19 protein-coding genes and 1 tRNA gene are annotated in these 17,412 nt (G+C 30.2%); 14 read left to right on the top strand and 6 right to left on the bottom strand.

Going from position 1 to position 17,412, the window contains the following annotated elements; all coding sequences use genetic code 11:
- Position 1: 1 nt before the first annotated feature.
- Positions 2 to 74: transfer RNA gene (locus tag Q0075_RS00575), tRNA-Gly, on the top strand.
- 33 nt (positions 75 to 107) lie between these two features.
- On the opposite strand, the gene pepE is transcribed toward Q0075_RS00575, so the two are convergent.
- Positions 108 to 815 (bottom strand): dipeptidase PepE, encoded by a 708-nt coding sequence (pepE, locus tag Q0075_RS00570; RefSeq protein ID WP_297867818.1) that lies wholly within the window; start codon positions 813 to 815, stop codon positions 108 to 110.
- 97 nt (positions 816 to 912) lie between these two features.
- Here pepE and Q0075_RS00565 point away from each other — a divergent pair, with 97 nt between their 5' ends.
- The 6 genes from Q0075_RS00565 to Q0075_RS00540 all read left to right on the top strand — a co-directional run bounded on the left by Q0075_RS00565 (position 913) and on the right by Q0075_RS00540 (position 6,371).
- Positions 913 to 1,704 (top strand): carboxypeptidase-like regulatory domain-containing protein, encoded by a 792-nt coding sequence (locus tag Q0075_RS00565; protein ID WP_291108398.1) that lies wholly within the window; start codon positions 913 to 915, stop codon positions 1,702 to 1,704.
- Positions 1,694 to 2,524 carry a hypothetical protein gene (locus tag Q0075_RS00560; RefSeq protein ID WP_297867817.1) on the top strand — a complete coding sequence of 277 codons (831 nt, stop codon included), beginning with the start codon at positions 1,694 to 1,696 and terminating at the stop codon, positions 2,522 to 2,524. The genes Q0075_RS00565 and Q0075_RS00560 overlap by 11 nt, the downstream gene beginning before the upstream one ends.
- 16 nt (positions 2,525 to 2,540) lie before the next feature.
- The gene (locus Q0075_RS00555; protein WP_297867816.1) at positions 2,541 to 3,047 is read left to right on the top strand and encodes a DUF6702 family protein; all 507 of its coding nucleotides are present in this window, start codon (positions 2,541 to 2,543) and stop codon (positions 3,045 to 3,047) included.
- A gap of 14 nt (positions 3,048 to 3,061) precedes the next feature.
- Entirely contained in the window at positions 3,062 to 5,338 is a 2,277-nt protein-coding gene (locus tag Q0075_RS00550) for a M1 family metallopeptidase (protein WP_297867815.1), read from the top strand.
- A 101-nt stretch (positions 5,339 to 5,439) separates the two neighbouring features.
- Positions 5,440 to 5,787 (top strand): twin-arginine translocase TatA/TatE family subunit, encoded by a 348-nt coding sequence (locus Q0075_RS00545; protein WP_297867814.1) that lies wholly within the window; start codon positions 5,440 to 5,442, stop codon positions 5,785 to 5,787.
- Positions 5,787 to 6,371, top strand: coding sequence for a phosphatase PAP2 family protein (locus Q0075_RS00540; protein WP_297867819.1), 585 nt, complete (start codon positions 5,787 to 5,789; stop codon positions 6,369 to 6,371). The genes Q0075_RS00545 and Q0075_RS00540 overlap by 1 nt, the downstream gene beginning before the upstream one ends.
- 3 nt (positions 6,372 to 6,374) lie before the next feature.
- Here Q0075_RS00540 and Q0075_RS00535 read toward each other — a convergent pair whose 3' ends face one another.
- From Q0075_RS00535 to Q0075_RS00525, 3 genes are read right to left on the bottom strand one after another with little or no spacing between them, the layout of a single operon-like run.
- Positions 6,375 to 7,016: an O-methyltransferase gene (locus tag Q0075_RS00535; RefSeq protein WP_297867813.1), complete on the bottom strand. Its 642-nt coding sequence runs from the start codon at positions 7,014 to 7,016 to the stop codon at positions 6,375 to 6,377.
- 1 nt (position 7,017) lies between these two features.
- Positions 7,018 to 7,305: a type II toxin-antitoxin system RelE/ParE family toxin gene (locus Q0075_RS00530; protein ID WP_291108384.1), complete on the bottom strand. Its 288-nt coding sequence runs from the start codon at positions 7,303 to 7,305 to the stop codon at positions 7,018 to 7,020.
- Positions 7,306 to 7,632, bottom strand: coding sequence for a hypothetical protein (locus tag Q0075_RS00525; protein ID WP_291108382.1), 327 nt, complete (start codon positions 7,630 to 7,632; stop codon positions 7,306 to 7,308). It lies immediately after the preceding gene.
- A gap of 12 nt (positions 7,633 to 7,644) precedes the next feature.
- Between Q0075_RS00525 and rlmN the strand changes: the two genes are divergently transcribed.
- Entirely contained in the window at positions 7,645 to 8,685 is a 1,041-nt protein-coding gene (gene rlmN, locus Q0075_RS00520) for a 23S rRNA (adenine(2503)-C(2))-methyltransferase RlmN (protein WP_297867812.1), read from the top strand.
- Between the two features lie 46 nt (positions 8,686 to 8,731).
- Here the strand turns inward: rlmN and Q0075_RS00515 are convergent, their stop codons facing one another.
- Complete coding sequence (locus Q0075_RS00515; protein WP_297867811.1) at positions 8,732 to 9,622, bottom strand: hypothetical protein; 891 nt, start codon at positions 9,620 to 9,622, stop codon at positions 8,732 to 8,734.
- 101 nt (positions 9,623 to 9,723) lie between these two features.
- Between Q0075_RS00515 and Q0075_RS00510 the strand changes: the two genes are divergently transcribed.
- Entirely contained in the window at positions 9,724 to 10,704 is a 981-nt protein-coding gene (locus Q0075_RS00510; RefSeq protein WP_297867810.1) for a polyprenyl synthetase family protein, read from the top strand.
- Positions 10,705 to 10,932: 228 nt separating this feature from the next.
- On the opposite strand, the gene Q0075_RS00505 is transcribed toward Q0075_RS00510, so the two are convergent.
- Positions 10,933 to 13,362 (bottom strand): PAS domain-containing protein, encoded by a 2,430-nt coding sequence (locus tag Q0075_RS00505; RefSeq protein ID WP_297867809.1) that lies wholly within the window; start codon positions 13,360 to 13,362, stop codon positions 10,933 to 10,935.
- A gap of 264 nt (positions 13,363 to 13,626) precedes the next feature.
- On the opposite strand from Q0075_RS00505, the gene Q0075_RS00500 reads away from it, so the two are divergent.
- The 5 genes from Q0075_RS00500 to Q0075_RS00480 form a co-directional block, all read left to right on the top strand.
- Positions 13,627 to 14,391, top strand: coding sequence for a response regulator (locus Q0075_RS00500; RefSeq protein WP_291108374.1), 765 nt, complete (start codon positions 13,627 to 13,629; stop codon positions 14,389 to 14,391).
- A gap of 136 nt (positions 14,392 to 14,527) precedes the next feature.
- Positions 14,528 to 15,097 (top strand): RNA polymerase sigma factor, encoded by a 570-nt coding sequence (locus Q0075_RS00495; protein ID WP_297867808.1) that lies wholly within the window; start codon positions 14,528 to 14,530, stop codon positions 15,095 to 15,097.
- Positions 15,084 to 15,770, top strand: coding sequence for a hypothetical protein (locus Q0075_RS00490; protein ID WP_297867807.1), 687 nt, complete (start codon positions 15,084 to 15,086; stop codon positions 15,768 to 15,770). The genes Q0075_RS00495 and Q0075_RS00490 overlap by 14 nt, the downstream gene beginning before the upstream one ends.
- Before the next feature lie 34 nt (positions 15,771 to 15,804).
- Positions 15,805 to 16,857, top strand: coding sequence for a hypothetical protein (locus Q0075_RS00485; protein ID WP_297867806.1), 1,053 nt, complete (start codon positions 15,805 to 15,807; stop codon positions 16,855 to 16,857).
- A gap of 139 nt (positions 16,858 to 16,996) precedes the next feature.
- Positions 16,997 to 17,412: CHC2 zinc finger domain-containing protein (locus tag Q0075_RS00480; RefSeq protein ID WP_297867805.1), on the top strand; the 416-nt coding region annotated here is incomplete at its 3' end.

The following is a 17,412-nucleotide window of genomic DNA, read 5'->3' as shown; positions in this document are numbered from 1 at the left end:
TGCGGAAGTAGCTCAGTTGGTAGAGCTCCAGCCTTCCAAGCTGGTTGTCGCGAGTTCGAGCCTCGTCTTCCGCTCTACAAAAAAGCCTTGCAAATGCAAGGCTTTTTTTATTTCAATTCATTTAGTTCAGTTTCTGGGGCTACTTCAAATGGAGTTTCATTTCTCTTGAAAATTCTAGCAGTTAAAGTTCCTTTTAATTTTACTGAGTTTCCTTTTACTTCTAACCAACTTCCTTCTCTTAATCCTACAACCGGTTGCGGATTAAAATGATGAAATTCATTAATTCTAGTTTCACGCGTTTCTCCCATATGTGTTGAACCTTCAATCGGTTCTAAATAATGGGGATTAATATTAAAAGAAACAAACCCTAAGGTTCTAAAACTCGGCGGATAAACAATAGGCATGTCGTTTGTTGTACTCATAGTTAATCCACAAATGTTACTTCCAGCGCTTGTTCCTAAGTAAGGTGTTCCGTTTTTAACTACTTTTTCTAAGGTGTCCATAACATTGTTTTTATACAATTGGCTTACCAGTAAAAAAGTATTTCCTCCGCCAGTAAAAATTCCTTGTGCTTTTTCAAGGGCTTCGATTGGGTTTTCAAATTCGTGAATTCCTTTTACCGATATATTAATTTTAGTAAAAGCTTCGCTAACTTTTTTAGTATAATCATCATGCGAAATTCCGCTAGGTCTTGCGTATGGAATAAAAAGTAACTCTTTCACATTAGAAAAGAACGATTGCAATTCAGGTAATAAATAGTCTAAATATTCACCTCCATGTAAAGTAGAAGTGCTGGCAATAATTATATTTTTCATTGATTATTTTTTTACAAAGCTACCAAATTTGTCTTAACATAAGTTTATCATCTTGTTAGGATTTCATTTTAAAAGTTTCCACTTAAATTTACATATCATGAAAATGAAGTTTATGGCAAAACGATTACTTCTAATTTTTATTTTTTTTCCATTAGTCGTTTTGTCACAAAATGATTCCCTTGTTAATGGAAAAATAGTTTCAGAATCCTCTTTGCTGGAAGGAATTCACGTCATTAATTTAGCTACACGAAATGGTGTTGTGACAGATTCAAGAGGTTATTTTCAAATAAAAGCCAAAGTTTCCGATACGCTTCAGTTTAGTGCTGTAAATTTAAAAGCTACTCGATATATTATAAAAGCTACTGATTTTTCTAATGATTTATTGTTAATCAAAATGGAGTCACTTATCACGGAATTGGAGGAAGTAGCAATTATTAATTATAAAAACATAAATGCTGTTGCTCTTGGCATTGTTCCTGCAAATCAAAGAACCTATACACCAGCTGAAAGAAAATTAGCGGCGGCAGGAGATTTTAAATGGTATAGCCCATTATTAATTCCGTTAGGAGGAATGAGTGTTGATGGTCTCATTAATTCTGTGAGTGGAAGAACTACCATGTTAAAGAAGGAATTGGTAGTTGAAAGAAAAGAGCAGTTGCAAGATAAGACTATCGATTATTTTGAAAGAAAATATTTTGTAGAGACATTAAAAATTCCAGATGAATATGTAGATGGTTTTTTGTTTTACATTGTAGAGAATGAAAAATTCAGCAATGCTATGAATGATAAAAACAGAGTAATGGCTGCTTTTGTATTGACGGAATTAGCAACTGAATTCTTGAAATTAAAAGAAATAGAACTTAAATATTCAAGGCAAAATGAAAACTAAATTGGCATTAGTAATGTTTTTTCTAGTGAATCAATTTTTTTTTGGTCAGCATATTGAAAGAAAAATATTGAAAGGTAGAATCATTGCAGATACAATTGAAGTTGAGAATCTAACGGTTTTTAATATTACATCAAATGTAGGAGCTGTTACAAATGTAGATGGTAAATTTTCAATAAAGGCTAGACCAAGCGATACTCTGTATATTCAAGGGATTTCTTATGAATCTAAAAAATATATTATAACAGATAGGGATTTTTGGCAAGAAGAGTTGGAAATATTACTTAAGGTTAAAATAACAGAATTGAATGAAATTGAAATTACACCTTACACATTAACAGGAAATATTAAACAAGATACTAAACGAATAAAGGTGTATGGTGAAGGATTTTCAAAAATAGACATGAGTATTAAGCATTATGAAGACAATGTAAGAATAGGTTCTCCAATAAATACCGCTATGCCAAGTCACTTTGCTCCTAATGGTGCTGCCTTTGATTTTATTGCTATTGGTAGAGGTTTAGGGAAATTATTAGGAATTAAAGGAAATCCAAAGAAAAATTCAGAACGCGTTTTTGAAGAACGAAGACAAAGAGACATTCAATCCAAGTCTTTTTCTGATCATATTTTTGAACGTTTTTCATATAATTTTTTTGTTGAAACTTTAAAAATTAAACACGAAGATATTCCGCTTTTTCTTCAATATGCCGAAATGCCTGTTCGAGATTTGTCATTATTTTTAAAACCAGAATATGAGATTCAACTCATTGAATATCTTACATCCAAAGCAAAAATGTTTAAATCTGAAAAACGTAACGAATAATTACTATTTTTACCAAATGAAAAAGAATTTACTACGATTTATATTGCCCATTTTTCTGGTTCTTTTAATGACTTCGTTTGCTTGGCATAAGTTTTATGTTTCAGTTACACAGATTGATTTTGTTCCTAACAAAAAACGAGTAGAAATAACGTCTAGAATATTTATTGATGACCTTGAAAAAGCTTTAGAGAAAAAATTCAAAAAGAAGTTTTATCTCACTTCAACCAAAGAAATTGAGAATTCCGAAATTCTAATTCAAGAATATTTGAAAGAAAAAATAAAAATTTCTATCAACAAAAAAGCTCAGAATATAGAATATTTAGCTCGAGAAGTAGAAGGTGATGTGTTAATTTTTTACACTAAAATTGCAATTTCAAAAAAAATAAATACCTTCGAAATCTATAATTCACTATTAACGGATCTTTATAAAGAACAGCAAAATATTGTTCATTTGAATATTAACGGTAACAAAAACAGCTTTTTATTTACTAATAGTGAAACTAATCAAAAAATAGTCTATTAAATAGAATTCAATTTATGAAAAAGTCAATTGTATTAAGTGCTTTTCTATCTTTAGTTATGTCTTTTGGAGCTGTAGCTCAAGAAGTAAAACCAGAAGAAAAAAAGCGAGAGCTTGGACATTATAACGAGAATAAGTTTCGTCAAATGTATGACGAAATGGCTACTCCAAATATGTTTAGAACAGCATCTGGTGCGCCTGGACCAGCTTATTATCAACAAAAAGCAGATTATAAAATGAATCTGGAATTAGATGATAAGAACAAAAAATTATACGGTTCTGAAACCATTACCTATTATAATAATGCACCAGAGGTACTAGAATATTTATGGGTACAATTAGAACAAAACATCGAAAGACCAGATTCTAAGACTCCTTTAGTTGAGAACCAAAATATGGATAAATCGATAACGGTGACAAATTTTACAAAAAAATACATGGATAAACCTTTTGAAGGCGGTTTCAATATTGAATACGTAAAAGATGCAAAAGGAAATCCAATGAAATATATCATCAACCAAACGATGATGCGTATCGATTTACCAAAACCACTTAAAAATGGAGAAAAAATTTCTTTTTCAATCAAATGGTGGTACAATATTGTGAATTACATGGAAGGAGCACACAACGGACGTTCAGGTTATGAGCAGTTCCCTGATGGAAATCGTTTGTATGTAATGGCGCAATTTTTTCCAAGAATGGCTGTCTATAACGATGTTGAAGGTTGGCAAAACATGCAATTTTGGGGAAGAGGTGAATTTGCTTTAGTATTTGGAGATTACGATGTAAATATCACAGTTCCAGCTGATCATGTAATGGAGGCAACTGGAGTTCTACAAAATAGAAACGATGTTTTTACTGCAGAACAAATAAAAAGATGGGAATTAGCTGAGAAAACTTTTGATAAGCCCGTAGTAATTGTTACTCAAGAAGAAGCGGTTGCAAAAGAAAGTAGCTTTTCAGATAAAAAGAAAACATGGAAATTTAAAGCACAAAATGTTCGTGACTTCGGTTTTTCAACTTCAAGAAAATTCATAATTGATGCTATGGCGGTTGATTTGCCAACAAATAAACCATTAGCAATTTCAATTTACCCAAAAGAAGCAAATCCGCTATGGGGAGATTTATCTACAAAAGCGGTTGCACATACATTAAAAACCTATTCTCATTTTACATTCGATTATCCTTATCCAAAAGCAGTTTCAGTTTCGGCAGAAGATCAAGGAATGGAATATCCAATGATTTGTTGGAATTACGGTCGTCCTGATGAAAAAGGTTTTGTGAGTGATAGAATTAAATATGGAATGTTAGGCGTAATTATTCATGAAGTAGGACACAACTTCTTCCCAATGATTGTAAATTCAGACGAAAGACAATGGTCTTGGATGGATGAAGGGTTAAATACATTCTTAGAATACTTAACAGAAACTTCTTTCGATCCTAATTTCCCTGCAACAAGAGGTCCAGCTAAAAATATTGTACCTTACATGAAAGGAAACCAAAAATATTTAGAGCCTATCATGTCAAACTCTGAGAATATATACAATTTTGGAGCTAACGCTTATGGTAAGCCAGCAACTGGATTGAATATTTTGAGAGAAACCATTATGGGTAGAGAATTGTTTGATTATGCATTTAAAACCTATGCAAATCGTTGGAAATTCAAACACCCAACTCCAGAAGATTTCTTTAGAACTATGGAAGATGCTTCTGCGGTTGATTTGGATTGGTTTTGGAGAGGTTGGTTCTATTCAACCGATTATACCGATATAGGTGTAAAATCAGTTAAACAATATTTTGTTTCTACAGAAGCTTCAAAAGAAACGCAAGCAATGTTTAATAGAAGAGGAAGAAAAATCAGTGATGGTGAGCCAATGTTGTATTTAGTTGCAGAAGACACACCTGATTTTAATCCTGAATTAAAAAAAGGGTTTGATGTTAAAAATGTACAAGCACTTTCAGATTATTTAAATAAAAATTATTCTGTAGAAGAAAAGAATGCTTTAAAATCTCCTAAATATTTCTATGAAGTAGAGTTTGAAAAACCAGGAGGATTAATAATGCCAATCATTGTAGAGCTTCAGTTTGAAGACGGAACTAGTGAAATACAAAAATTCCCAGCTCAAATTTGGAGAAAGAACAATGATGTTGCCAAAAGAGTTTTTGCTACAGAGAAAAAAGTGGTGAAAATTCAAGTGGATCCAAAATTAGAAACAGCTGATGTTGACGTTGAAAACAACTATTGGCCTAAAGGTGAAACGGTTTCTAAATTTGATACATTAGAGAAAAAATAAGAATTAAGGCTATCTTCGGATAGTCTTTTTTTTTGATTACTTTAAGATAAAGTAGGTATAAAACTTTGTAACTTTGCGAAGTTAATTTTCAAAAGTACACTATGTTTGGAATTGGTGGAGGTGAATTGTTTTTCATCATTTTAGTTGTTTTAATGTTATTTGGATCAGATAAGATTCCAGATATTGCTCGTGCTTTAGGAAAAGGTATGGCGCAATTGAAGAATGCTACCAACGAAATAAAAAGCGAAATTCAAAAAGGAACTCAAGATGCAGGTTTGGACATGAATACATTAACAGGCGGTGTTTCTGAAGAAATAGCAAAAGCGAAAGAAGGAATTGCTAAAATGGTGAATCCAATAGAAAATATGAATTTAGATGTTCAAAATCCAATAGAACAAGTAAAAGAAGATATTGAAAATATTACCGGACCCATAAAAAGACAAATGTAATTTTGGAGCACTTAATAAACTTAGATAAAGAATTATTCCTTTTTTTAAACGGATTAGGCTCAGAACCATTTGATGGTTTCTGGATGATTATTACAAAGCAATTTTATTGGTCGCCACTTTTTATCGGAGTTTTATATCTGATTCAAAAGAAAGTAGGATGGAAGGGTTTAGGGATTATTATTCTTTTCTTAGCCGCTTTAATTACGTTTACAGATCAAATCACTAATCTGTTCAAGTATTCTTTCGAACGTTTACGCCCATGTAATAATCCCGAATTTGAGGGTATTATGCGAGAAGTGATGAATAGAAAATCATTCAGTTTCTTTTCTGGCCATGCTTCTAACTCTTTTGCATCAACAATATTTATCGTATTAATTCTAAGAAAATATTACAAACACACTTATTTGTTGTATCTATTCCCATTAATCTTTGCTTATAGTAGAATTTACTTAGGATTGCACTATCTTGGAGATATACTTACAGGTTACCTTGCTGGAGGAATTTTTGGTTTTGCGTTTTATAAATTGTATTTGTCTTTTGGAAAAAAATATAATTTGAAAACTGCGGCTGAAAACTGCGACTGAAAACTACAAAACTCTACTAACCGTTAAACCATCACGAATCGGCAATAAGACTGTTTCTACTCTAGGGTCTGTATTTAGTAATTTGTTATATTCTAGTAAAACGGGTGTGCTTTTATCATTTGGTTTTACTTCTTCTAATACTTTTCCGCTCCACAATACATTATCAGATAAGATAATTCCGCCTTTATTCATCAGGGGAACAATTAAGTGAAAGTAATTCACGTAATTTTCTTTATCAGCATCAATGAAAACCAAATCGAATTTTTTATTTAAAGTCGGAATAATATCAACCGCATCACCTAAGTGTTGAAAAATTTGATCTTTCCACGGCGAAGCATCAAAATATTTTCTTTGAAAATCGACTAATTCTTCTTCAATATCAATCGTATCTAAAGTTCCGTTTTCAGCCATTCCTTCTGCTAAACACAATGCTGCATAACCAGTATAGGTTCCAATCTCCAAAATATGCTTCGGGCGAATGATTTTTGAAAGCATACTCAAAACTCTACCTTGAAAATGACCACTCAACATGCGAGGTTGCAAGATTTTTTGATGAGTTTCTTTATTTAATTTTGCTAATAATTCAGGTTCTGCTTGTGAATGATTGGCAACGTAATCTTCTAAATCGTCTGATATGAAATGCATTTTATAAACTTTTTATTGGATTTTGAAATGTGTTAAAAATTCTAATTATGAATATTTCAGAATCTTTTATATAGTAAAGAATTTTATAATTTCTAACGATAATTCTTCTGCAATCCTTTCTATACTCATCCATTTGAAATTGCTCTACAAAAGTAATCGTATTTGGTGCTTGATAAATTTCGTCAATGATTTTATTTGCAGTTTCTAATGAAATTTTGTGAGAAAGATAATAATGTATGTTTGAAATATCTTCGAATGATTTTGAAGTCCAAATAACTGAAAATATCATTTATTTTCTTTTTAATTGCTGAATTTTTGAAGCCATTTCATCGTTTGAAAAAGTTTTATTGTTTTTAATGTCTTCAAAACCTTCTTCAACTTTTAATTGGTATTCATCTAAATTTAAAGCATAGCCTTTCGAATCAAAAGCAATAGTTTCTTTTGAATATTCATTTAAAACTGAATCTACAATGCGAAGCACGCGCTCATCGGCATTTTCAAGTTTCAATTTGATAATTTCTTTTAATTCAGGAATTCCCATAAAATTCTTTTTAACAAAAATACAAAAAGAATTCATCCAAATTTCTAATTTCTGAATTCTAATTTCTAAAATCATTACTTTTGCACCATGCAAATCGAGAAAAAAGACATACGAGCACTAACTAAAGAACAATTGCGTAATTTTTTTGTTGCTAACGGAGACAAAGCGTTTCGTGGTAACCAAGTTTATGAGTGGTTATGGCAAAAACGCGCGCATACTTTTGAAGATATGACCAATGTGTCTAAAGAAACGCGCGCCATGTTAGCAGCTAATTTTGTCATCAATCACATTAAAGTAGATACGTTGCAGCGTAGTGAAGATGGAACTGTTAAAAATGCAGTGCGTTTGCATGATGATTTAATTGTAGAATCGGTTTTGATTCCAACGGAAACACGAACTACTGCTTGTGTTTCTTCGCAAGTAGGTTGTAGTTTAGATTGTAATTTTTGCGCTACAGCTCGATTAAAACGTATGCGTAACTTAGAACCTGGAGAAATTTATGACCAAGTTGCCGCAATTGATAATGAAAGTCGTTTGTATTATGACCGACCACTATCAAATATTGTATTTATGGGGATGGGTGAGCCGTTGATGAATTATCCAAATGTGATGAAAGCGATTGACATGATTACTTCAAATGAAGGTTTAGGAATGTCGTCAAAACGTATTACTGTTTCTACTTCTGGAATACCGAAAATGATTAAAAAAATGGCTGATGATGGAGTTAAATTCAAATTAGCAGTCTCTTTACATTCGGCGGTTGAGGAAATTCGAAACGAAATTATGCCTTTTACTAAAAACTTTCCATTGACCGATTTGCTTGAGAGTTTGGAATATTGGTACCGAAAAACAAAAAGTAAAGTGACTTACGAATACGTGGTTTGGAAAGGAATTAATGATGATAAAAAATCCATTGATGCTTTAGTGAAATTCTGTAAATATGTTCCTTGTAAAGTTAATCTTATCGAGTATAATCCTATAGATGACGGGGTTTTTCAACAGGCTTCAGAAGAAGCTACAAACGCTTATATAACTGCTCTAGAAAAAAATAATATTGTAGCAAAAGTAAGAAGAAGTAGAGGTAAAGATATTGATGCAGCCTGTGGGCAATTAGCAAATAAATCATAAAAAAAGGCTTAGTTTACTAAGCCCTTTTTTAAGTTATTTTCTATAATTAATTTCCAATTATAATTGTAAATGAAACGCCATTTATAGTAAAAACGGCTAAATTATCACATTCACCATTGCCGTAATTAAGGGTAGAAGTTACATTGTTTCTTACAAATGTAATAATTCCTTTGGCTAAAATAGGTTTGTTTACGGCAATACAACTCATTTTTGCCATTAAAGGCTCAGTAATTGTAGCAGTATGTTGGTTTCCATTTTGATTTGTTGTTGTCCAACTACCTGTAATTCTGTAAATATTATCTAAAAATGTATCAGTACTAAATCCTTCTACTAATTCTCTTGTTCTAGAACCTACACGAGTATAAACATCACCATTAGGCATGGTAATTGTCATGTCTAATTCCATCACTACAATTGGGTGTGGAGCAGCGGTAGCAGTTTGCGTTGTCATTGAACGAGTAAACGTTTTTGTTCCTGCAAATCTTATATTATTGTGATAAAAATTATCAAAAGTATAAGTTACAGTATGCGAAGTTGCATTTGGTTGAAAAACAAATGTGATGATGATTTTTCCTCTTACAACATTGCCATTATTTAAAGTACAATCTGTAGTTCCAAAATCTACAGTTTTTGTTACCTGAGTTCCTGGAGTTAATACAGTTCCAAAAGCAGGAACTCTAGTTATTGTAGCACAATTTGAAAAAATAGTTGCGTTGTTATTTATAGATCGATAGTTAAGAGTTGTAGCGTTTATATTGTCAAATAATTGATCTGCAATAACTGCAATATCATCATTAGCTAAATCAATTTTAGCATTTATAACGGCATCATCAGAGGTTAACTGAGCCGAGGTCGTGTCATTTGTAGTGTCTTTGTCACAACTTGTGTAAGTTATTAAAAACAAAAATACTGTTGTTAATTTTAATAAATTTTTCATATTTTTTGGTTTAAAGTTCTGAAATATAGACGCAAATATACAAAAAAGGTTTAATCATAAAATATTTTTCTATTTATTTATAGTATCTTATATTTGTGGAAATGAAAATAACCGAACAAATAAAGCTGCCTATCGCTTCTGAAATGGAACTTTTTGAACAAAAGTTTAGAGATTCCATGTCTTCAAAAGTAGCTTTGTTAAATAGAATTACGCATTATATAGTTAACAGAAAAGGAAAACAAATGCGCCCTATGTTTGTTTTCTTAACTGCAAAAATGGTTTCTGGAGGTGTTGTTAACGAACGAACGTATCGAGGCGCTTCGGTTATCGAATTAATTCATACCGCAACTTTAGTACATGATGATGTAGTGGATGACAGCAATAAACGTCGTGGTTTTTTCTCTTTAAATGCCCTTTGGAAAAATAAAATTGCTGTTTTGGTAGGTGATTATTTATTGTCAAAAGGATTGTTACTTTCTATAGATAATAATGATTTTGATCTACTGAAGATTATATCTGTAGCTGTTCGAGAAATGAGTGAAGGCGAATTGCTTCAAATTGAAAAAGCGCGAAGATTAGACATTACAGAAGATGTTTATTATGAAATTATCCGTCAAAAAACTGCTACTTTAATTGCAGCTTGTTGTTCGCTTGGTGCTTGTTCTGTTGCTCCAGATGATAAAGAAGTGGTGGAAAAAATGCGCAAATTTGGAGAGCTTATCGGAATGGCATTTCAAATAAAAGATGATTTATTCGATTACACCGATGACGCCATTGGAAAACCAACCGGAATCGACATCAAAGAACAAAAAATGACATTGCCATTGATTTACGCTTTGAACAATTGTTCTCCAAAAGAAAAAAGTTGGGTTATCAACTCAGTTAAAAATCATAACAAAGATAAAAAGCGTGTAAAAGAGGTTATCCAATTTGTAAAAGATAAAAACGGATTGGCATATGCTGAAGAAAAAATGATTCAATTTCAACAGGAAGCTTTGCGTTTAATAGAAAATTTCCCATCGTCTTCATACAAAGATTCTTTGATTTTAATGGTCAATTATGTTATTGAAAGAAAGAAATAATTGAACTGGTTATTTTACTGAAATTAAAAGAATATAGGGGGTAGATTTTAATTTGAGGTTGAATAAATTTAAATTATAACGCTAGGCTTTTTGGGTTTGAATTGTGATTAGAATTGGATTTATTTTTCTTAGATTTAAAGAAATTTGTAATCCAAAAATTTACATCATAAGCAGTGGGTTCAAAGCCATTTTTTTTAATAAAGTCGTTGTAATATTTCAAAAATTCATTTAGAGAAGCATCCATTTTTTTGTTTTTTTCGGGGTTATTTTAGTTTTTAATTGTTCTTTTTGTTCATAAGGAAATTCTAATGTTACCGTTGTAATTTCATTTTCTTTGCTTGAAATGGAAATTTTCCCATTTAAAAGTTCTGTGAATTGTTTAGCAATAATTAATCCTAGACCTGATCCTTTAATTGTAGAAGTATTGCTGCCTCTAAAAAATGATTTGAAAAGATGTTTGTTTTCACTTTGAGGAATTCCACAGCCAAAATCAATAATTTCAATTTTGAAATTATTGGTAAAGTAATCTACTTTAATGATAGGATTGCTACTGCCTACAGAATATTTAAATGCATTAGAAATTAGATTGTTTAAAATATGAGTTAGTAAACTTTCGTCAGTTTGTATATTTTTTTCAAATTTCTTTTTGTCTATAATTATTTTTCTTCCGTCTTTTTCATTATTAAAATAAGTTTCAATTAGATTATCAATGAATTTATTTAAGTTTAATTCTTTTATTTCAACTTTTAAGTTATTTGATTCGTATGCCCCAAAAACTAGAATATTATTCATTAATTCTGTCATACGATTAACTTCATTAGAAATTCTTGAAGAAATTCTTTCAATTTCATCTTTTTCATTAATTTGTAAAAGATTCATTTTGTAATTCAATAGTTCAATATTAGAATAAATTACAGACAAAGGAGTTCTAAATTGATGAGATGCCATTGTGACAAAACCCGATTTAAGTTCGTTTAATTCCTTTTCTTTAATTAAGGCTTGTTGAATATTTTCTCTATCTTTTACCCTCTCGGTAATATCTCTACTTGAAGTTTGAAGGCCAATAATTTGGTTTTCATTATCTAAAATTATTTTAGAGTATGTTTCCAGCCAAATGTATTTCTCACTTTTAGTTTTGAATCTAAAAGTTATAATTTCATTTTTATTTTTAAGAATATTAGCATGTTGTTTGGCTACTCTTGCAACGTCATCAGGATGAATATAAGTATAAGGGTCTTTTAATAATAACTCAGAAGGGCTAAATCCGGTTATTTTAGTAGAAGTATTAGAGGCATATGTTATGGTTCCGTCGGTTTGGTGTTGCATTATAAAATCAGAAGTATTGTCTGCAATAAATCGATATTTTTGTTCTGAAATAGCTAACTTGTTTTTAAAGTTAATAGTGTCGTTGATATTAGTAATACTTCCTATTATGATTTTTTCATTAGTAATAAAATCTAAATCAATGTTTAGAAGTAGTAATCCCCAAATTTTTTGATTGTTTTTCATCAAAAGCTGTACTTCAAAACTTGTAGAAGTTTTTGAATTAAGTAACAGCTCAACAGCTTCATCTTTTGATACGTTTTCTAAATAGTCAAAAATGTTAGTATTTAAACAAGAAATAATATTATGTCCTGTTATTTCCTCCCATCTATTATTTAAAAAAATTAGATTTCCGTCTAAGTCGGTTTTAAAAATAATTTCTGCAAGATTGTTAACCAAATGATCGTATTCGTTTCTTTGTTTAGCTAATTCAATTTCTTTACCTTTAATTTCGCTAATGTCAATATGAGTACCAATTATTTTTTCAGCAATTCCAAATTCATTTTCTAACATTATTGCAGAATACTTTATCCAAACATAATGACCTTCTTTGTGTTTCATTCGAAAAATACCTTCGTATTTATCGGTTTTTCTTGCAATGAATTTTTCAATTTTATATACGGTTTCAACTAAGTCGTTAGGATGTAATTTTGATTTCCAAGTTTCAAAATTATGTTCAAGCTCATTGTTGTCGTATCCTAGCATTCCAAACCAATTGTACGTAAATTTAACTTCGTTAGTAATTAAATTAATTTCCCATTTTGCCTGATTTGAGCCTTGCATGTAAAAATCTAACTCGTTCAATGTTTTTTCTAAGTCTGATCTTACTTTCTCCTGATTTAATCTTAGACCTATATTATGAGCAACTGTATGTAGTGCCTCCACTTCTTCTTGAGCCCAAATAGTTTCGTTTTCACAATCATCAAATCCAATCCAGCCCCAAAAAACATTGTTTGAAAAAATCGGAGTAAATAAATAAGATTTAATATCCTGCATTTCCATTACCTCTCTGAAATAATCATTTGTACTTTCTTTAACTAAACCAAAGAAGGGTTCGTTTTTTGAAAGAGGTTTATATAAACCAGGAAATGCCTCATAGGTATGGCCGCTTAAATCAGGACTTCCAATAAAAGGAGTAGTGTTAGCATCACACCATTCATATTCATAATTAAGAATCAAAACGTCGTTTTTAACTTCATTCTTAAATATATAACATCTGTTTATTTCGATATTACTGCCTAATGCATTTATGCAATTTTGTAATGCATCATGAATGTTTAACTCCTTAAGAAGATAATTATTTGCCTCTGATATAGCTTTGAGAAGATGAATCATTTTTGTATTTATAGGGGGTTGATAATAGTTTAGATTTTTTCTTGACAGATTAAAATAAAAAGCGTAACTTTAAGTAAAAATCAATAAAAATTAAGTTTCTTGTTTTATAATTTTCAATAATTTCTAAATATTTTTTTTCCAATTTTAAGAGCACTATATTATTTGAATCAAAATTATTTTATTTATTTTTTCCAATACCGTTATTTACTTATAAGTTAAAATTTTATGGCAATATTTTAAAAAAATTAAAATTAATTTTACTCCATGAAAATCACTAATCCTCAATTGCTTCTGGTAGAAGATGATATCTCCTTAGGTCAAACTATTTCTGAGTTACTTCAGGTTAATGGTTATGATGTGAAATGGTGTAAAAATGGACTGGAAGCTTTCCAGCTTTTAGAAAATAATTTACCAGATATTATTATATGCGATTTAATGATGCCTATAATGACAGGAGAAGAATTGTTTCTTAAAATTAGAAATTTTAGAAGGTATGATCAAATACCATTTATCATTATTACTGCTGATTTAACTTTTGAAAATAAAATAAGACAATTAGAAAACGGAGTTAATGATTTTATAAATAAACCTTTCAAGATACAAGAGCTGGTATTAAAAATTAAAAACTTTTTAAACTATAAAGCTAATGTTGTAAAGCAAAGTCAAAATCCGATATCGAAAATTCAAATTAAATCTAGAAAAAACGATTTCTTTGATAAAATTAATGATATCATAATTAAAAATATCAAATCCGATATTACTATTGAAAGGCTTGCTAAAGAGGTTTTTGTAAGTAAATCTACATTAGATAAAAAAATAAGAAAATTTAAACAAGTTAATGTTTCTACTTACATAAGAGAAATTAGACTTAATTATGCAATTAGCCTTATTGAAGCGGGAGAGGGAAATGTTGATGCTTTAGCTAATGAAAGCGGTTTTAATTCAACATCTTATTTTTCAATTTGCTTTAAAAACTACACAAGTTTATCTCCAAAAAAATATATTAAACAAAAAATTCAAGGAAAATAATTTTTATTTTTTTTACTTTCATACAACCTTTTTATTCTTGTTCTCGTCTATGTATTTAGAAGATATGATTCAATAAATGAATTATATCAAAATCAGTATCATTTATTTTAAATTTGAACATGATATTGAACTTAAAATGAAAGTAATTCAACTAAATCAAGAAGAAAAACAACTTATTATGTTGGCTGTCGAAAATAATAGACAAGCGCAACAGCAAATTTATGCCAAGTTTTCTTCTAAAATGTTGAGTATTTGTCGTCAATACATAAAAGATATTCACCACGCTGAAGACGCAATGATTACGGGATTCATGAAAGTATTTACCAATCTAAAACACTTTGAACACAAAGGCAGTTTCGAAGGTTGGATTAGAAGAATAATGGTGTATGAATGTATCGATTTTCTTCGGGTGAAAAAGAATAATTTTAGTCACCAAGATATTGAAGATGTTACAATAAGCGAGAATGAATCGGTATATGAAATGGAAGATTTTTCTGTAGATGACATTCAAAACATGATTGATAATTTGCCCGATGGTTATAAAATGGTTTTTAACTTATATGCAATTGAAGGTTACAAACACCAAGAAATAGCAGAAATGCTTAAAATAAGTGAAGGAACATCAAAATCACAATTATCACACGCTAGAAAGTTATTGCAACAACAAATCACAGAATTAAAAAAGAAACTCAATGGAACCAAATAAATTAGATAATCAAATAAAAGAAAAACTGAATGCTAGAGAAATTCAGCCTTCTGCACAAGCTTGGGATCGCTTAGATGTTATGCTTACGGTTTCAGAAGAAAAAAAGCCAAAGAAAGGTTACGGATGGTTTTTTGTAGCCGCTTCTACGATACTTTTTCTCGGATTGGGATTTTTCATTTTCAATTCAAACGAGAAAACTGAAATTAATTATTCAGTTCCAGTTGTAATTACTACTAATGAGGAAATTGATACAGTTGAAATCAATAAAACAAATGAAATTTCTGTGGAAAATGAAAGATCTGTTTTAGTTCAAAATAATAGGAATCATTTAAAAGAAAATTCTAGAAATAGTATACCTATTGAAATAAATAAAGTGATAAAAGAGAAAAATGTTTTGGAAGAAAAAATCACTCCCGTTACAGAAAACCCATCTCTCAATAACTACAAATACGTTTCTCCAGAAAATTTATTGGCCGAAGTTCAAACGGGTGAAAAAGTAATCACTTCAGATAAAAAAATAAGTCCAAAAACTAAGATGAAAGTAGATGCTAATTCGTTGCTGACAAGCGTTGAAAAAGAACTAGATGTTAATCATAGAGAAACTACATTAGAAAAATTAAATAGAAAATTTCAAGATGCTAAATCAGCATTAGCTAATAGAAATTACGAATAAACAAAAATCATCATTAATTAAAAATCAAACAGTCATGCAAAAAATTATTTTGTACACCATCATTATTGCTTTTAGTTTAGTGACAAAAGCATTTGCCCAGGAAAAAAGTTTTGAAAAAAAGGCGAAAGAAATCGCTTCTAACATTGAAATGATTACTATTGAAGAAAAAAATGCTTTGAAGAAAGAAGTAGAGGCGATTGATTTGCAAGTAAAAGAAGGGAAAATTTCAGCCGAAAAAGGACAAGAATTAAAATTGAAAATTGCAGAAGAACGTGCCAAAAATATTGAAACTAAAGTGGCCATTGAAGAAGAAAAATTGGCACAATTAGTAAAAGATAAGGTTGATGGAAAAGTTTTAGATTCAGAAACAATAATTAATGGCAAGCATTCAATATCATTTCCTGGAGGGTATAGAAATGGTAAAAAAAATGTTAATAATAAAGAAAGGAGAACTACATCACAATTTGTAATGGCAATGGGTTTTAATAATTTAGTAACTAATGGCTCTATTGCTAATTCTGATTTTGGTTACTTACGTTCAGTTTTTTGGGAATGGGGAATTACATTAAACACAAGATTGTTGCAAAACTCTAATTTATTGCATTTAAAATATGGTTTAGGTTTTCAATATAATATATTACAAGCAACTGAAAATAGAATTTTTGAAGATACAGGAAGTGAAACTGTTTTGGTAACTTATCCTATTAATGTAAATGATAATCATACATATTTTAAAAATGTTTATTTTGTTCTTCCATTACATTTGGAATTTGATTTTTCAAAAACAAAAGAAAAAGATGGAACAAAAATATTCAAATCACAGCTTGGTTTTAGATTTGGGTTGGGTGGATTTGCAGGAGTTAATACTAATTCTAAACAATTTATTAGGTATGAATTAGACGGGAATAAAGTTAGAGAGAGAATAAAGGCTGATTTCAATGTAAATGATTTTACTTATGGATTAAGTACCTATATTGGGTATAAATCTACAAGTCTATATGTTAAATATGACTTAAATCCGATGTTCAAAAACAATAATATAGATCAAAACAACGTTTCATTAGGTATACGCTTTGATATTAATTAAATTTAGGGTTAGGTTAAGTTCTCTGTTTAAAAAGCACTTCATGTAAATGAAGTGCTTTTTTTGTTTACGAATGATTTTTATCGATTAACTTTGTAACTTTGAATTCGTTTTTTAAAATCCAAAAAATCAAAAATCTATTTTGATATCTAAAGACACCATAGAAAAAGTATTTGAAACCGCCCGAGTTGAGGAGGTGATTGGTGATTTTGTTCAACTCAAACGCGCTGGAAGTAACTTAAAAGGATTGTCTCCGTTTGTGAACGAGAAATCGCCATCGTTTATGGTTTCTCCGGTAAAGCAAATTTGGAAGGATTTTTCGTCTGGAAAAGGGGGGAATGCCGTAACGTTTTTAATGGAGCACGAACATTATACTTATCCAGAAGCAATTAAATATTTAGCCAATAAATACAACATTGAGATAGAAGAAACGGTTCAAACCGATGAAGATGTAGCGCAAGCCAATGAAAAAGAAAGTATGTATTTGGTTTCCGAATTCGCTCAAAAATATTTTCATCACACTTTATTAGAAACCGAAGAAGGAAAAGCTATCGGATT

The sequence above is a fragment of the uncultured Flavobacterium sp. genome, assembly GCF_937967675.1.
In the GTDB taxonomy this organism is placed as follows: Bacteria; Bacteroidota; Bacteroidia; order Flavobacteriales; family Flavobacteriaceae; genus Flavobacterium.
Note: the sequence above shows the minus strand (reverse complement) of the source record. Positions and strands in the feature narration are given on the sequence as shown.

What these genes read in the sequence shown, in the direction of transcription:
- pepE (WP_297867818.1), bottom strand. Translation starts at nt 815, where the DNA reads ATGAAAAATATAATTATTGCCAGCACTTCTACTTTACATGGAGGTGAA.
- Q0075_RS00565 (WP_291108398.1), top strand. Translation starts at nt 913, where the DNA reads ATGAAAATGAAGTTTATGGCAAAACGATTACTTCTAATTTTTATTTTT.
- Q0075_RS00560 (WP_297867817.1), top strand. Translation starts at nt 1,694, where the DNA reads ATGAAAACTAAATTGGCATTAGTAATGTTTTTTCTAGTGAATCAATTT.
- Q0075_RS00555 (WP_297867816.1), top strand. Translation starts at nt 2,541, where the DNA reads ATGAAAAAGAATTTACTACGATTTATATTGCCCATTTTTCTGGTTCTT.
- Q0075_RS00550 (WP_297867815.1), top strand. Translation starts at nt 3,062, where the DNA reads ATGAAAAAGTCAATTGTATTAAGTGCTTTTCTATCTTTAGTTATGTCT.
- Q0075_RS00545 (WP_297867814.1), top strand. Translation starts at nt 5,440, where the DNA reads ATGTTTGGAATTGGTGGAGGTGAATTGTTTTTCATCATTTTAGTTGTT.
- Q0075_RS00535 (WP_297867813.1), bottom strand. Translation starts at nt 7,016, where the DNA reads ATGCATTTCATATCAGACGATTTAGAAGATTACGTTGCCAATCATTCA.
- Q0075_RS00530 (WP_291108384.1), bottom strand. Translation starts at nt 7,305, where the DNA reads ATGATATTTTCAGTTATTTGGACTTCAAAATCATTCGAAGATATTTCA.
- Q0075_RS00525 (WP_291108382.1), bottom strand. Translation starts at nt 7,632, where the DNA reads ATGATTTTAGAAATTAGAATTCAGAAATTAGAAATTTGGATGAATTCT.
- rlmN (WP_297867812.1), top strand. Translation starts at nt 7,645, where the DNA reads ATGCAAATCGAGAAAAAAGACATACGAGCACTAACTAAAGAACAATTG.
- Q0075_RS00515 (WP_297867811.1), bottom strand. Translation starts at nt 9,622, where the DNA reads ATGAAAAATTTATTAAAATTAACAACAGTATTTTTGTTTTTAATAACT.
- Q0075_RS00510 (WP_297867810.1), top strand. Translation starts at nt 9,724, where the DNA reads ATGAAAATAACCGAACAAATAAAGCTGCCTATCGCTTCTGAAATGGAA.
- Q0075_RS00505 (WP_297867809.1), bottom strand. Translation starts at nt 13,362, where the DNA reads ATGATTCATCTTCTCAAAGCTATATCAGAGGCAAATAATTATCTTCTT.
- Q0075_RS00500 (WP_291108374.1), top strand. Translation starts at nt 13,627, where the DNA reads ATGAAAATCACTAATCCTCAATTGCTTCTGGTAGAAGATGATATCTCC.
- Q0075_RS00495 (WP_297867808.1), top strand. Translation starts at nt 14,528, where the DNA reads ATGAAAGTAATTCAACTAAATCAAGAAGAAAAACAACTTATTATGTTG.
- Q0075_RS00490 (WP_297867807.1), top strand. Translation starts at nt 15,084, where the DNA reads ATGGAACCAAATAAATTAGATAATCAAATAAAAGAAAAACTGAATGCT.
- Q0075_RS00485 (WP_297867806.1), top strand. Translation starts at nt 15,805, where the DNA reads ATGCAAAAAATTATTTTGTACACCATCATTATTGCTTTTAGTTTAGTG.